We start from the raw sequence: 14,563 nt of genomic DNA on the forward strand, positions 1-14,563 counted from the left end.
TTAAACCCCATTCTTGAGTTAAACCCAGAACTCATGAGGCCCTCCCGAAAACGGCGGGTTTCCCGCCCGAGGGGGCCGAGGTTCGAAAGATTTAAAAAGCCATCCTAGTCAACGAGACTAGACCAAAATATGGAGGTGTTTGAAAATGGCTAAGGAGAAGCCACACGTTAACATCGTGTTTATAGGCCACGTCGACCACGGAAAGAGCACTACCATCGGTAGGTTGCTCTTCGACACAGCGAACATCCCGGAGAACATCATCAAGAAGTTCGAGGAGATGGGTGAGAAGGGTAAGTCCTTCAAGTTCGCTTGGGTCATGGACAGGCTCAAGGAGGAGAGAGAGCGCGGTATTACCATCGACGTCGCCCACACCAAGTTCGAGACCCCACACAGGTACATCACAATCATCGACGCTCCGGGCCACAGGGACTTCGTTAAGAACATGATCACCGGTGCCAGCCAGGCCGACGCCGCTGTCCTCGTCGTTGCCGCCACCGACGGTGTCATGCCACAGACCAAGGAGCACGCCTTCCTTGCCAGGACCCTTGGTATCAACCACATCATAGTCGCCATCAACAAGATGGACATGGTCAACTACGACCAGAAGGCCTTCGAGAAGGTTAAGGCCCAGGTCGAGAAGCTCCTCAAGATGCTCGGCTATAAGGACTTCCCGGTCATCCCGATCAGCGCCTGGGAGGGAGACAACGTCGTTAAGAAGAGCGACAAGATGCCCTGGTACAACGGCCCGACCCTCATCGAGGCCCTCGACCAGATCCCCGAGCCGCCGAAGCCGACCGACAAGCCGCTCCGCATCCCGATCCAGGACGTCTACTCAATCAAGGGTGTCGGTACCGTCCCGGTCGGCCGTGTTGAGACCGGTGTCCTCCGCGTCGGTGACGTTGTCATCTTCGAGCCGGCTTCAACGATCTTCCACAAGCCGATTCAGGGTGAGGTCAAGAGCATCGAGATGCACCACGAGCCGCTCCAGGAAGCCTACCCAGGTGACAACATCGGTTTCAACGTCCGTGGTGTTGGTAAGAACGACATAAAGCGCGGTGACGTTGCCGGACACACCAACAACCCACCGACCGTCGTCAGGCCGAAGGACACCTTCAAGGCCCAGATCATTGTCCTCAACCACCCGACCGCTATCACCGTCGGCTACACCCCGGTCCTTCACGCCCACACCACCCAGGTCGCCGTCAGGTTCGAGCAGCTCCTCGCCAAGCTCGACCCGAGAACTGGTAACGTCGTCGAGGAGAACCCGCAGTTCATCAAGACCGGTGACTCAGCCATCGTCATCCTCAGGCCAACCAAGGCCATGGTCATCGAGCCGGTCAAGGAGATCCCGCAGCTCGGTAGGTTTGCCATCCGTGACATGGGCCAGACCGTCGCTGCCGGTATGGTCATATCCATCCAGAAGGCCGAGTGAAGGCCTTCTCAATCTTTCCTTCCTTTGATATCTTCCTGAACTTTTAGGAGGGACGGAAATGCAGAAGGCGAGGATTAAGCTTGCGAGCACCAACATTAAGGCCCTCAACGAGGTCACCGACCAGATCAAGCAGATAGCCGAAAGGACCGGCGTAAGGATGAGCGGCCCGATACCGCTTCCGACCAAGAGGATCAGGATCACCACCAGGAAGAGCCCAGATGGAGAGGGTTCCGCCACCTTTGACAGGTTCGAGCTCCGCGTTCACAAGAGGCTCGTCGACATCGAGGCCGACGAGAGGGCCATGCGCCAGATCATGCGCATCCGCGTTCCTGAGGACGTTACCATCGAGATTGAGCTCATCTCTTGATTCCTCTCATTTATGCGCCGGGGTAGCCTAGCCTGGGAAGGCGCGGGCCTGGAGAGTCCGTGGGCGTTAGCCCGCCAGGGTTCAAATCCCTGCCCCGGCGCCAGCTCCCTAACCCTTCTTCTTAATTGCTTGTTTTGAGGCTGTACAAAACAGCGGCTTTAAAGAATTCTCAGAATTCGCACCCAATATAAGAGCAATCAGAAAATCAGCAAGATGGGAAAAGGAAAAATCCTCAATACCGCCTCCTTCTCTGGCGGGGCTTCATTGACCCCCACCTGCCGCGGTACTCTCCTTCGAGCTCTTCCTGACTCAGCCTCTCGCGATATTCTCTGGGAATGCCCTCGCTGAACTCGGACTTCCTGACCTCAACACCGGCCTGCTTTGTTATGTACCTAAAGCGCTTCAACTCTCCGGGAGCGATGAAAGTTATGGCTTTTCCCTTTTTGCCCATCCTTCCAGTTCTACCAATCCGGTGGATGTACTGTTCGGGGTTCATTGGAATTGAGTAGTTGATAACGTGGGTTATCTCTGGAACGTCAAGCCCCCTCGCTGCCACATCGGTCGCCACGAGTATCTTAGTTTTTCTGTCCTTAAAGCGATTGAACGTCTTTTCTCTGGCTGGCTGACTCATATCGCCGTTGAGGGCCTCCGCCCTGAATCCAGCCATCCTGAGTCTACTGGAGAGCTCCCTCGTCTCGGCTTTGGTCTGGCAGAACACTATGCCGTAAAACTCATCAGACTCATCTGAGAGTATCTTGGTAAGAAGGTCGAACCTTCTGTGGGGAACAGCTTCGATGTACTCCTGCTCTACTTCTCCTGGGACAAGCTCGTCCCTGCTGACAATAACTACCTCTGGATTTTTCATGTACTTCTTTGCCAGCAGAAGAACGTCCATGGGCATTGTGGCTGAGAACATCAGAACTCTCCTGTCACTGGGTGTTGCCCTGAAAATGGCCTCAATGTCCTCCTGGAAGCCCATGTCAAGCATCCTGTCAGCTTCATCAAGGACGAAGAACCTGACTCCATCGAGGTTCAGCGTGCCGCGCCGTATATGGTCGAGAACCCTGCCCGGGGTGCCAACGACGATGTGGACACCCCTTTCGAGTGCCCTTATTTGAGGTCCGATCGGCTGTCCGCCATAAACGGAGTAAACGTAAATTCTCCTTTTGCCCCTAAGCGACCTGAGTTCGTCAGTGACCTGTATGGCAAGCTCCCTTGTGGGGGTTAGAATCAGTGCCTGAACGTCCTTTATGGGTTCATCTATTGAATCCAGAATCGGAAGTCCAAAAGCGGCTGTTTTCCCGCTTCCTGTTTTTGACTGGCCCACGATGTCGCTCTCGGCAGAGAGCAGAAGGGGTATTACCTCCCTCTGAATGTCGGTCGGGGTTGAAAAACCCTTTCTTTCAACTGCTTCAACTGAAGCACTGGATAATCCAAGTTCCCTAAAACTCATTTTCCTTAACTCCTTAAGGTCTAGTAATTCCAACGCGCTCCTGCTCAGAACGCGCTGAGGAGAAACGCGCTTTGGCGGGCCGGGGGGGATTTGAACCCCCGACCTGCGGATTAAGAGTCCGCCGCTCTAACCAGGCTAAGCTACCGGCCCACGACCCGAAACCATAGAGATGGGTTGCCTTTATAAATTTTTCGGTTAATTGGAGCTTGAGGACGTACCGTAAAGTTTATAAAGCACTGCACTGCCCTATATTTGGCAACGCGGGGGTTGCCGAGCCTGGTCAAAGGCGCGGGATTGAGGGTCCCGTCCCGTAGGGGTTCCGGGGTTCAAATCCCCGCCCCCGCACCACAACAGCCTTTTCTCACGAAAGCGCTGGCGGAAAGCTAGTATGCTTTTTTAATGAGCTAGTTTTTGAGTGGGTTTACTTATCGAGTTGCTAAAATGTACAGGATTTCCTCACCGCATAGCGCTCGAAGAGCGCTAAAAAATAAAGTCAAAATCACAATTAACGAGAGATTTTGAGAACAAACCCGCACGAAGTTGTCATCCGGGCGAGCATACACTCATCAAAAGCAAAGTTCGAGAGGAAGGAGACCCTTGTTTCATCAGTGGAACTTCAAAGTCTAGTGGCGGCGGGCGCGCCCGGGGGTGGGAACCCTTCGCCGCGCCCTTCCACCGGGGCTCGCTCACCCCCGCTACCCCGGGAGCGCCGAACGTCCCGCCTACCGCTGCTCCCTTCCGGGCCTGACGGGGTTCGGCGGGCAAAGGGCGTTAGCCCGGCCCTCCAGCCGGACCTCGCCCACCGCCGGCCCCCCGGGACGAGGGTTCATCGTTGTACCCCGGCTTCCGGGCGCGGTTTTGGGAACCGCCCCCCGAGCTTCGGCCCCCGCATATCGACGGTTTCGGGTTACAGGGGACGCCGAACCCCCCGGCCTAGCCCGCCGCCGGGAATAGTTAGCAGAGCTGGATATATAAAGGTTTGGTAGATACAAAAGCCCTGAAGTTTGCCATTTTCCAGTTAAGAAAAGGTTATAAAGGCCCTCCGATTAGCAGAAGGAGGGTCATCATGAGGATAGTCTTCGATATAGGCGGCTCTGTTCTCGTTCCCGAAGATCCGGACATCGACTTTATCAAGGCGATAGCATACGAGCTCGTCAAGATAAGCGAGGATCACGAGGTAGCGGTTGTTGTCGGCGGCGGAAAGGTCGCCAGGAAGTACATCCACGCGGCTAAGACATTCACGCCTAACGAGACCTTCAAGGACTACATAGGAATCCATATCACGAGGGCAAACGCAATGCTTCTCATCGCTGCCCTCGGCGAAAAGGCATACCCATTCGTCGTCCAGGACTTCCGTAAGGCCTGGGAGGTCATCCAGCTCAAGAAGATACCCATAATGGGTGGAACCCACCCCGGCCACACGACCGACGCGGTAGCTGCTCTTCTCGCTGAATACCTGCAGGCAGACCTTCTCGTCGTCGTAACCAACGTTGACGGGGTTTATGATTCCGACCCGAAGAAGAACCCCAACGCGAAGAAGCTCGACAGAATTACCGTTGACCAACTCGTTGAGATAGCGATGCAGGAGGAGAGCAAGGCAGGAGGAAGCGGCGTCGTTGATGCTCTAGCAGCAAAGTTCATCCAGAGGGGGAAGATAAAGACCTACATCGTCGGCAAAAAGGACGCTTATCACCTCTTTGACGTCGTGAAGGGGAAGCACAGCGGGACTGTAGTCGAGCCTTGAGGTTTCTGTTATTTCTTTGCGCTTTTGTCCTCGAAACGCTTATATATTTTGCATGTCCGCCACCGAAAAGGTTTCTATCCGCTTCCCCCTGCCCTGATGCGGGAGATAGATGAGCTCGTTGAGAATGGGGAGTTCTTAAGCAGGAGCGAGTTCATCAAAGAGGCCGTTAGGTTTTTCTTTCTCCACTACGAGTCTCCCGAAGAGCTCTGGGAGAAGTACAAACTTCTAGCCAAGGGCAGGAAAATTCCGAGCGAGGAAGAAATCGAAAAGCCCCTTGAGGAAGTGGACGAGGAATGGAAGCGCTCAAGGTCGTCCTAGACACGCACGTGGTAATAACCGCTGCTATAAATCCCTTCGGGAGCTCCTGGAAGGTTATGGGCTTAGTAGTAAGAAAGGAAGTCGCTTCGTACACCTCCGAGGCCATACTTGAGGAGCTACGGTTCAAGCTGACGAGCGAGAAGGTTCTAAAGTACATTGGAAGCAGGGTTTACGCCCTCTGGATTTACAGAATATTCCGGGCATCGTCCGTTCTCGTTGAACCGGCCGAGCACTTTGAGGTCTCACCTGATCCGGACGACAACAAGTTCTTTGATGTGACCTATTCTGCAAAGGCTGACGTTCTGATAAGCCTCGATAAGCAGCACGTGCTGAAGCTGAGGGATGGGGAGAGAAAGTTTTCATTGAAGGGGCACGAGTTTTATGTTCTCTCACCAACAAAATTCAGAAGATCTTAGATTTTAAATTAATTCGTATCTTTATACTACTCTAACTCCTTGTTATCAACTTTTGGTTTACAAAATATTTAAATTCCAATGTTAAATATTAACTAATGTACACAACATAAACATACGGAGGTGACCCAAATGAAGCGGAAGCTGAAGATAAAGAAACTGACAAATGCCGGGTGTTACCACTGGAACAGCCATGACTCTGTCGGGCTCTGAACGGACTGTTATCTTTCTTTTATTTTTGATTTTTTGGAATATCAAACACGGGGAGGCATGTTGATATGGTAACGTATAACGTGACTATTAGGGAGGAGCCATTTGGAGCTTATGTCCACTTGAGAGAAGGTGCTCAGGTTAGGATAGTATCCCCCGCGGAGGAAGTTATTTCAGGATTTCTTGAAGAGCCGTCAGAGTTGATAAATGAAATCTTCGAAATCTCGCCCAGCCCAAAGGACACAGTGAACATTAGAGTAATAACCCCATCAAAAACCCCAGTTTTTAGCCTTTCAGCCCCCTACGATGTATCAGTAGATGTAACCAACATTTGCAATTTATCATGCAAACACTGTTATGCAAGTGCCTTACACAGCGGGAAACATGCTGGCTTTATGGACCTTGTGAGAATACTGTCGAAGTTAGATTCGGTAGGAGTTACACACCTAGCCATTACTGGAGGGGAACCTTTCCTTCACCCCGAACTGGACAGGATAATCAGATACATTTACCTCTCAACAAAACTCAACTTCACGGTGCTTACCAATGGAACAATATTCCGTGAGGACGTTATTGATCTTCTGTCCAAGGTTAAGGAGGTCGGAGGCCTTTTCATAAGCCTCGATGATGTAGACAGTGAGAGCCATGATGAATTCAGAGGAACACCTGGTGCATGGGAGCGAACTGTAGACTTTATCAACAGGATCAACAAGACTGAAATTCCATTTATAATAGGAACCGTTATCCACAGGCACAACAGGGACAGGCTGGGGGAGATCATAAAGTTCAGTAAAGATCTTGGAGCTGATGGAATACATTTCATGGTGTTTACCCCTGCAGGAAGGGCCTCAAAGGTCTTTGAAACATATGGTATTAACAAACATGAGGTCCAAAAGATACAACTCCAACTGGAGCATCTTGTTGAGAGGTACTCCACAGATACGTTCAAAGTAATGTTAGATGACTTTGGATATACATTTACCTGGGAAAAACATCCAGACTCTTTTAGCACTCTAAAGGAACTAAATTTGGCAGGAGTCTGTGCTGCAGGAAGAACAATTCTCCATGTGGATAATTCAGGAAATGTATACCCATGTTCGCTGTTCCTAGGCCATAAGGAGTTCATAGCTGGGAACCTCTTAAAGCAGGAGTTCTACGATATCTGGTTGAATTCGGAGGTACTGAATAACTTCAGGAGCAAGAGAATTGATGCTCTAAAAAACACAAGCTGTTCAAAATGCAAATTCTTCAACATTTGCAAAGGCGGATGCGCCTACAACTCATATGCGTTTTACGGCACGATCTTTAAGGAGGATCCTCTATGCCCACATATAGAAAAAATTCAAATGGGCGGCTGATCTTTCTCACTTTTTATTTTCTACTCTCCGTCTCGATGTACTTACCTGGGCCGTATTTCATACTGTATCTCAGCACTTACGTCGCCCTGCCCTGGATTGGTCTGGCGTACTCACTGAACAGGGCCTCCAATCTTCTGCTGGAGTATCCTTCCGGGGTGCTGGCCGACAAGGTCGGAAGGCTTAAATCTGCGATGCTGGGTTCGCTTTTGCTTGGAATGAGCATGCTCGTCCTGGTAATTTTTGGGACTCCCAGGGGTTACCTTGTGGTGGCATCTGCCCTACTAGGGGGTGCGGGGATGGCTTTCATCTCCGGTTCCTTAGAGGCGTGGGCAGTTGATGCCTTCGATAAAGCCAACTTGAAGGAGCTTTTTTCCAGCATGGGAACGCTGAAAAACGTTGGTGGGGTTATAGCATCAATATTGGCAGGAGTGATGGTTAAATACCTTGGTTTGAAATGGCCACTTCTGGTATCCGGTATTCTAGGTGCTCTTTCTCCGGTGGTTCTACTCGCCCTTAAGGACAACCGAGGACATTCTGAGAGCAGGATTATTCTGGGAAAGAGCCTTCAGATGTTCAAGGATGCCAGGTTTTCCATCCTGGTGTTGGTAATTCTATTAGTATCTTCTATGCTCTCAGTGTTCTTCGTGATATGGCCCCTAACCCTGAGAGACGCCGGTCTGTACGAAAGCCTTCTTGGAATTGTGTATTTCACGCTAATGATGGCCATGGCAACGGGCAGTTATCTTGCGAGAAGAGTCTCAAGCGAAATAAACGGAATAAGAACATTCCTGCTTAGTGGAGCAGCTATTACACTGACCATAGCCCTTCTCCTTAGATTATGCCACAGCAAGCTCACGGCGGTTTTCATACTAGGCTCCCTGCTAATCTTCGAGATTTTAATAGGTGCATACTACGTCTTCATAGCCCACATACGAAACTCCGTGATCCCCTCTGAAATACGAGCTTCCGCTATTTCAATGATCTCGCTTATAAACTCAGGGGTTGGAATGATAACTCTGCCGTTGTTTCTTGCACTGGGAGATATTGCCCTTAAATGGGCAATATGCTCAATTCTCCTGGTCATCGGCATGGTTGTATTTGAAATTTGGAAAACGAGATACGCGCAATCCTAGCCGAGAGTCCCAAGTATCCCCCAAATCTAACTGGTGCGGTTTTCATGGCACTCATAGTGGCAGTCATAGCGAGGAAGTGGATGCGCTGACCCAACCCTTTTATACCCCTTCCCCCTTCTTCTCCTGGTGAGTCTCCATGAAGATCGTCGTCATCGGTTCTGGAACAGCCGGAAGCAACTTCGCCCTCTTCATGCGCAAGCTCGACAAGAAGGCCGAGATAACCGTTATAGGGAAAGAGCCAACGATGCAGTACTCCCCCTGCGCCCTGCCGCACGTCATAAGCGGCACTATCGAGAAGCCTGAGGACGTTATAGTCTTTCCCAACGAGTTCTACGAGAAGCAGAAGATAAACCTCATGCTGAACACGGAAGCAAAGGCGATAGACAGAGAAAGGAAGGTTGTAATCACGGATAAGGGCGAAGTCCCGTACGACAAGCTTGTTTTGGCCGTTGGTTCAAAGGCATTCATTCCGCCGATTAAGGGAGTCGAGAACGAGGGGGTCTTCACACTCAAGAGCCTCGACGACGTCAGGAGGATAAAGGCATACATCGCCGAAAGGAAGCCAAAGAAAGCCGTAGTTATCGGCGCTGGTCTCATTGGTCTTGAGGGCGCCGAGGCCTTTGCAAAACTTGGAATGGAAGTTCTGGTTGTTGAGCTGATGGATCGTTTAATGCCCACCATGCTTGACAAAGATACTGCAAAGCTCGTCCAGGCGGAGATGGAGAGGCACGGCGTTTTCTTCCGCTTCGGCGTCGGCGTGAGTGAGATCATCGGAAGCCCCGTCGAGGCGGTTAAGATCGGTGACGAAGAAGTTCCGGCAGACCTCGTCTTGGTTGCAACCGGGGTGAGAGCCAACACTGACCTCGCCAAACAGGCCGGGCTTGAAGTGGACAGGGGCATAGTTGTCAATGAGCACCTCCAGACGAGTGACCCGGACATCTACGCAATAGGTGACTGTGCTGAAGTTATAGACGCCGTAACTGGAAAAAGAACTCTCAGTCAGCTCGGAACTTCCGCCGTTAGAATGGCCAAGGTGGCTGCGGAGCACATAGCGGGTAAGGACGTTTCCTTCAGACCAGTTTTCAACACCGCCATAACCGAGCTGTTTGGCCTTGAAATCGGCACCTTCGGAATCACCGAGGAGAGGGCAAAGAAAGAGGGCATCGAAGTAGCGGTCGGAAAGTTCAAAGGCTCGACCAAGCCTGAGTACTATCCTGGAGGCAAGCCCATAACCGTAAAGCTCATCTTCAGAAAGTCAGATAGAAAGCTCATCGGCGGCCAGATAGTCGGCGGCGAGCGCGTATGGGGAAGGATAATGACGCTCTCAGCTCTGGCCCAGAAGGGAGCAACGGTTGAGGACGTTGCCTACCTAGAAACGGCCTACGCCCCACCGATAAGCCCGACCATAGATCCGATAACGGTCGCGGCCGAGATGGCCCAGAGAAAGCTCCGCTGAGCCTATTATCTCTATATTTCTCCATCAATTCTACTCTCATTTCGATGAGTCAACATAGACATACATTGGATCTTTGCACATCAGAATCCACGAAATTTTAAATAACCCCCTATAACCAGCTAAACGATAAGTAACAACCCTGCAAAAGGTGAGTCCAATGAAAGAAAAATTGAAAGGACTTACCGTCAATAGAGAACTCCTAATTGGAATAAGCACGGGTGTTCTCCTAGCGTCTTCCCTGAGAGTTTTTGTGGCGGGAGCATATTCAAGCGTCGAGAAGACGTTCTTTTACAACGTCATGTTCCCTTCCGTGCTCGGCGTGGTGCTGTTCATAATTGCATCCGCTGTTGTGGGCAAACTCAACAGGAGAGCTGGAGCTGCAATAGTGGCGGCCTACGCGCTGGTTTCTCTCCTTACGGATGCGACTGAATACACCCACCTGATAGCGGCCCTTGCCATCCCAGTTGCACTGGCACTCCTCAGTGAACTCGATATAAAGTACGTGACGATGGGGCTTGTGGCGGATTTGGGGTTGAGGGTTCTCGCCGTTGGCGGGGAGCCGCTTGACTTCCCACACACCAGGATAATCCTGAGCCTTGTCGTTCTCTTTGGAGCTTATGCCCTCTGGAAAGATGAAGGAAAACTACCAAAGCCTGGCTTTGGTCTCTACGCTTTTGCCGCCCTCCTGGAACTCGGTCTCATGTATCCAAACGCAGTCTTGAGGTACTCTGGAATTAACTCTTATTATCTTCCTACCTTCGTCGGCTACGCTTTCATAATAGCCTTTGCACTCCTCGGGGGACCTCACCTCACCAAGAGGCCTAAGATTGCCCCAGTTCTTCTGATCCTGGGCACGGCGACCCTCTTCGTTAAACCACTGAGTTTGATAGGTCTTCCACTGGCCCTCGCATCTGCCGTTGCTCTCGTTGAGAGTGCCAAGACCATCCGCAAAGGGGAACTGGGAGCTATTTACCTCTTCCTTATGACGACCCTTGCCCTGGGTGCCTACATCGGCAGGGACATTGGGTTGGCATTCATGGAGGACAAGCTGGAGGCTCTAATAGTTGCTGCCTCTATAGTTTATGCAGTCGTAACTTATGGCAAGAATTCCCCTATCAGTACTCCAAACAAGAAAGAGGTAGCAGGCATGCTCGCTGGTCTCGCTCTCGTTTCAGTGATCGTTCTAGCGCTCTTCAACACGGGGCCGAGCTATGCGGAGAGCAAGAAGGATGTCCTCATCTGGAGCTACAACATCCATCAGGGCTTCGGCCCGTATCGGGGAACTTTCAATGGATATGAACTTGTGAAACTCCTGAGAGAGCATAAACCTGACATCATCGCCTCTCAAGAGGTCGTTGGAGGAATGATAGCTAACGGTTACCAGGACGTTCCACTTATGCTATCTGCATACCTCGGCTATGCCTACGAGTACAAGCCCGCAGTTGAGGGAACCTACGGCGTTGCGGTGTTCTCTCACTGGCACATGAAGACGGAGAGGAAGCTCAATCTCAAGAGCGTAGGCCAGGCGAGGCCCGCGCAGAAAGTAAGGATTGAAGAGCCTGGAATAGTACTAGTGAACGTCCACATGGGGCTGAGTGAGAAAGAGCGCGCTATGCAGGCTGAGGAGCTCCTCAAGTTCGCGGAGAGCGAACCGGTCGCACAAATGATAGCCGGCGACACAAACGCCGAGCCGGATGAGAAGGCGATAGAGATACTCACCCGCGACTACAGGGATTCCTTCGAGAAGAGACCGCCCTATACCTTCAACTGGGGCGACATCGACATAGAAAACATAGACTACATCCTCCTGAAGAAGGACTGGCCAGCGAAGGTAAAAGACTACGGATGTCTCTGCGAGGTTGAGGTTTCCGACCACAGACCGGTGTGGGCACTGATAGAGCTCCCGTGAGGTTTTTAGCGTTTCTTCGTAATCTTTCCACATGAAGCCCGAGCGGAAGCGAGTAAGCAAACTGATGGCGTACATTCTACGACATTCTCCGGAAGAGTTTGGCCTTCGGCCAGACGTTGAAGGATTCGTTTCTCTCAGCGAGCTCGTCAATGCACTAAAGACAGTTTATCCCGAGGCCACAGAGGACTTAGTTCGTGAAATCGTCGAGAATGATCCGAAGGGTCGCTACGAAATCCGAGGAGATAGAATAAGGGCCCGCTATGGCCACAGCTTTCCAGTCAGTCTCGACCACGAAGAAGATACCGAAAGCCGCTTTTTGTACCATGGTACTCCCCGAAGGAACCTACCCTCGATTCTAAAAGAGGGCCTGAAGCCAATGAAACGCCAGTACGTTCACTTAAGCACAAACAAAATTGAGGCTCTGGAAACGGGAAGGCGGCACGGAAGGGACGTAGTCCTCCTGGTGATAGACGCGGAGTGCCTGAGGAGAAGAGGCCTTAGGATATACAAGGCAGGAAAGAACGTGAGACTAGTTGAGAGGGTGCCGCCGGAGTGTATAACCCTGGCGGTTTAGGTCAGCCCATGCGAGTTTCCTCACCGCTCGGACGAAACTTCCCTCATCATCCCAAAGAGAATAGGAGGAGAGGGGGTTAAAAAGCTAAGCCCTGTTCATTGAGAGGACAACGACGATGTCGCGGTAGAAGGACTTTATTGCCTTGAGGTGCTTCTCTTCAACTCTGCCTGACGAGGCAACGTAGCTGTAGTACTTCTCAAGCTGGTCGAGGAGCCACTGGAGTTCCTCCTTCGCCTTTGGACTGAAACCGTTGCCCAAAAGCTTGCCCCTCAGAAAAGGCATTACCTCCGACGGACGGCCGAGAGCGGCCCAGAATAGACCTTCCTTTAAGACTTCGAACAGGATTTCTTCTGAACCTGCCCTAACGGACGGTTTCTCCCTCCCCCCTTCCAAGCTTTCCGGGGACCTTCCTTACGACTTCGCCTGCACCAACCATGGACATCACCGCGCCAAAATAAGCCTTTGGGTATTTGACTTTTTCGGAAGAAAACCTGGAGATATGGCAAAATTGGGTAAAAAAATGAGCAGACTTTTTGAACATATGCCCACTGTGAGCCTGAACCTTGCTACTCTATCAGGCGATGAGCAGGATACTCATCACCGCTAGGATTGGGGCGGCATAGGAGAGTGCTATCAGGAGCTTCCTCTTCATAAGATCACCATGCACGGATGTATGCATCTGTTTAAAAGCTTTACGTTTGTAAAACTGAGGGTCTTTGATACAACGGTTTGATTCCCGTCGTTTCCAAGATGTTTTTAAGCTAACACTCAAACTCAAGTCAGGGGGAATCAATGACCTTGGTTGGAATTATCGGTGGTGGCATTGCGGGGCTTACGGCCGCGCTTTCCCTAGCGGAGCGCGGTTATGAGGTAACGCTCATCCACACGGGGATAAAGACAACCAATTCCTACCTAGCCCAGGCAGGGATTGCCTTTCCCGTCCTTGAGGGTGATTCAATAACTGCCCACGTCGTGGATACAATAAGAGCGGGCAAATACATCAACGATAAGGAGACGGTCTGGAATGTGATATCAAAAGCCAGTGAGGCTTATGACTTCCTTCTCTCTCTGGGTGTGAAGTTTGAGACCAACGAAACGGAAGGCGGGCACTCTTTTCCGAGGGTTTTCACGATAAAAAACGAGACCGGAAAGCACCTCACCAAGATACTCTACCTCCACGCAAAGGAGAAGGGGGTTAATTTCATCAGGGGTGAGGCCGAAGAGCTAGCAGTTAAGCACGGAAAAGCTTACGGAATCTTTGTGAACGGGGAGTTCCTAAAGTTTGACGCGACGATTATTGCCTCCGGCGGGTTCACGGGGCTTTTCAAATATACCGCAGGTTCTCCGACGAACCTCGGAACGCTCATCGGGGACGCCGTGATGAAAGGCGCTTTTGCGAGAGACCTTGAGTTCATCCAGTTCCATCCAACCGGGTTCATTGGAAAGGGGGGAGTTAAGCTTATCAGCGAGGCAGTGCGGGGAGCGGGTGCCCGGCTCGTAACCGAAGATGGGAAGCGCTTCGTAAACGAGCTTTCCACGAGGGACATCGTGGCAAGGGCAATCTACTTGAAAATGCAGGAAGGAAAGAAAGTTTTTCTCGATGCAACTGGGATAACGGACTTCAAAAAGAAGTTCCCGCAGATATATGCCTTTCTCAGAAAGGAAGGGATAGATCCTTCAAGGGATTTGATACCCATTACACCGATTGCCCACTACACGATAGGTGGGATAGCGGTTGACACATGGTACAGAGCTGGAATCAAAAATCTCTATGCAATTGGTGAAGCGGCAAGTAACGGATTTCATGGAGCTAACAGGCTCGCGAGCAACTCCCTGCTTGAGTGCATTGTTTCAGGCCTTGAAGTAGCCAGGACAATAGTAAGGGATAGACCCAGGACCAGGGAAGTAAAAGAACCTCCCTATCATGGATACGAGACTGGGGACGTTGAATCCCTGAGGGAACTCCTCTGGGAGCATGCGGGCATAGTGAGGAACGAGAGGGCACTCAAGGAGGGCCTGAAAAAACTGAGGAATGTTGAAGCCGACCCAAGACTCAAGCTCCTTACTCGGGGTGTTTTGGAGTGTGCTTTAGCAAGGGAAGAGAGTCGTGGAGCCCACTACCGCGAGGACTTTCCAGTTATGAGAAAAGAGTTTGAGAGATCGAGCTACTTCCTAAACAGCGGTTGTAGGTGACAT

At 51.3% G+C, this 14,563-nt stretch carries 13 protein-coding genes, 3 tRNA genes and 1 other RNA gene; 13 read left to right on the top strand and 4 right to left on the bottom strand.

Annotated elements, in window-relative coordinates:
• Nucleotides 1-145 precede the first annotated feature (145 nt).
• The 3 genes from tuf to A0127_RS02725 all read left to right on the top strand — a co-directional run bounded on the left by tuf (nucleotide 146) and on the right by A0127_RS02725 (nucleotide 1,902).
• Nucleotides 146-1,432 carry a translation elongation factor EF-1 subunit alpha gene (gene tuf, locus A0127_RS02715; RefSeq protein WP_062387663.1) on the top strand — a complete coding sequence of 429 codons (1,287 nt, stop codon included), beginning with the start codon at nucleotides 146-148 and terminating at the stop codon, nucleotides 1,430-1,432.
• Nucleotides 1,433-1,490: 58 nt separating this feature from the next.
• Complete coding sequence (gene rpsJ / locus A0127_RS02720; RefSeq protein ID WP_011249262.1) at nucleotides 1,491-1,799, top strand: 30S ribosomal protein S10; 309 nt, start codon at nucleotides 1,491-1,493, stop codon at nucleotides 1,797-1,799.
• Nucleotides 1,800-1,815: 16 nt separating this feature from the next.
• Nucleotides 1,816-1,902: transfer RNA gene (locus A0127_RS02725), tRNA-Ser, on the top strand.
• Between the two features lie 129 nt (nucleotides 1,903-2,031).
• Here the strand turns inward: A0127_RS02725 and A0127_RS02730 are convergent.
• Nucleotides 2,032-3,252 (bottom strand): DEAD/DEAH box helicase, encoded by a 1,221-nt coding sequence (locus A0127_RS02730; protein WP_062387666.1) that lies wholly within the window; start codon nucleotides 3,250-3,252, stop codon nucleotides 2,032-2,034.
• 72 nt (nucleotides 3,253-3,324) lie between these two features.
• Nucleotides 3,325-3,402: transfer RNA gene (locus tag A0127_RS02735), tRNA-Lys, on the bottom strand.
• A gap of 110 nt (nucleotides 3,403-3,512) precedes the next feature.
• Between A0127_RS02735 and A0127_RS02740 the strand changes: the two genes are divergently transcribed.
• Nucleotides 3,513-3,600 (top strand) — tRNA-Leu (locus A0127_RS02740).
• A 282-nt stretch (nucleotides 3,601-3,882) separates the two neighbouring features.
• Here the strand turns inward: A0127_RS02740 and ffs are convergent.
• Nucleotides 3,883-4,196, bottom strand: an RNA gene (gene ffs, locus A0127_RS02745) — signal recognition particle sRNA.
• Nucleotides 4,197-4,318: 122 nt separating this feature from the next.
• On the opposite strand from ffs, the gene pyrH reads away from it, so the two are divergent.
• The 8 genes from pyrH to A0127_RS02785 all read left to right on the top strand — a co-directional run bounded on the left by pyrH (nucleotide 4,319) and on the right by A0127_RS02785 (nucleotide 12,367).
• On the top strand, nucleotides 4,319-4,996 hold the full coding sequence (gene pyrH, locus A0127_RS02750) for a UMP kinase (protein ID WP_062387669.1): 678 nt from the start codon (nucleotides 4,319-4,321) through the stop codon (nucleotides 4,994-4,996).
• A 48-nt stretch (nucleotides 4,997-5,044) separates the two neighbouring features.
• Nucleotides 5,045-5,314, top strand: coding sequence for a ribbon-helix-helix domain-containing protein (locus A0127_RS02755; RefSeq protein ID WP_062387672.1), 270 nt, complete (start codon nucleotides 5,045-5,047; stop codon nucleotides 5,312-5,314).
• Entirely contained in the window at nucleotides 5,290-5,730 is a 441-nt protein-coding gene (locus A0127_RS02760) for a putative toxin-antitoxin system toxin component, PIN family (protein ID WP_062387674.1), read from the top strand. Before A0127_RS02755 ends, A0127_RS02760 begins: the two co-directional genes overlap by 25 nt.
• 275 nt (nucleotides 5,731-6,005) lie before the next feature.
• Complete coding sequence (locus tag A0127_RS02765) at nucleotides 6,006-7,295, top strand: radical SAM/SPASM domain-containing protein (RefSeq protein WP_062387677.1); 1,290 nt, start codon at nucleotides 6,006-6,008, stop codon at nucleotides 7,293-7,295.
• A complete protein-coding gene (locus tag A0127_RS02770) occupies nucleotides 7,259-8,428 on the top strand; it encodes an MFS transporter (RefSeq protein WP_062387680.1) in 1,170 nt (389 codons plus the stop codon). Before A0127_RS02765 ends, A0127_RS02770 begins: the two co-directional genes overlap by 37 nt.
• 136 nt (nucleotides 8,429-8,564) lie before the next feature.
• A complete protein-coding gene (locus A0127_RS02775) occupies nucleotides 8,565-9,884 on the top strand; it encodes an NAD(P)/FAD-dependent oxidoreductase (RefSeq protein WP_062387683.1) in 1,320 nt (439 codons plus the stop codon).
• Nucleotides 9,885-10,041: 157 nt separating this feature from the next.
• The gene (locus A0127_RS02780; RefSeq protein WP_062387686.1) at nucleotides 10,042-11,793 is read left to right on the top strand and encodes an endonuclease/exonuclease/phosphatase family protein; all 1,752 of its coding nucleotides are present in this window, start codon (nucleotides 10,042-10,044) and stop codon (nucleotides 11,791-11,793) included.
• A gap of 31 nt (nucleotides 11,794-11,824) precedes the next feature.
• Nucleotides 11,825-12,367: an RNA 2'-phosphotransferase gene (locus tag A0127_RS02785; RefSeq protein WP_054841607.1), complete on the top strand. Its 543-nt coding sequence runs from the start codon at nucleotides 11,825-11,827 to the stop codon at nucleotides 12,365-12,367.
• Between the two features lie 84 nt (nucleotides 12,368-12,451).
• On the opposite strand, the gene A0127_RS10680 is transcribed toward A0127_RS02785, so the two are convergent.
• Complete coding sequence (locus A0127_RS10680; RefSeq protein WP_231855795.1) at nucleotides 12,452-12,649, bottom strand: hypothetical protein; 198 nt, start codon at nucleotides 12,647-12,649, stop codon at nucleotides 12,452-12,454.
• A 510-nt stretch (nucleotides 12,650-13,159) separates the two neighbouring features.
• Here A0127_RS10680 and A0127_RS02795 point away from each other — a divergent pair.
• Nucleotides 13,160-14,560: an L-aspartate oxidase gene (locus A0127_RS02795; protein ID WP_062387692.1), complete on the top strand. Its 1,401-nt coding sequence runs from the start codon at nucleotides 13,160-13,162 to the stop codon at nucleotides 14,558-14,560.
• Nucleotides 14,561-14,563: the final 3 nt, after the last annotated feature.

This window comes from Thermococcus peptonophilus (genome assembly GCF_001592435.1).
GTDB classification, from domain to species: domain Archaea; phylum Methanobacteriota_B; class Thermococci; order Thermococcales; family Thermococcaceae; genus Thermococcus; species Thermococcus peptonophilus.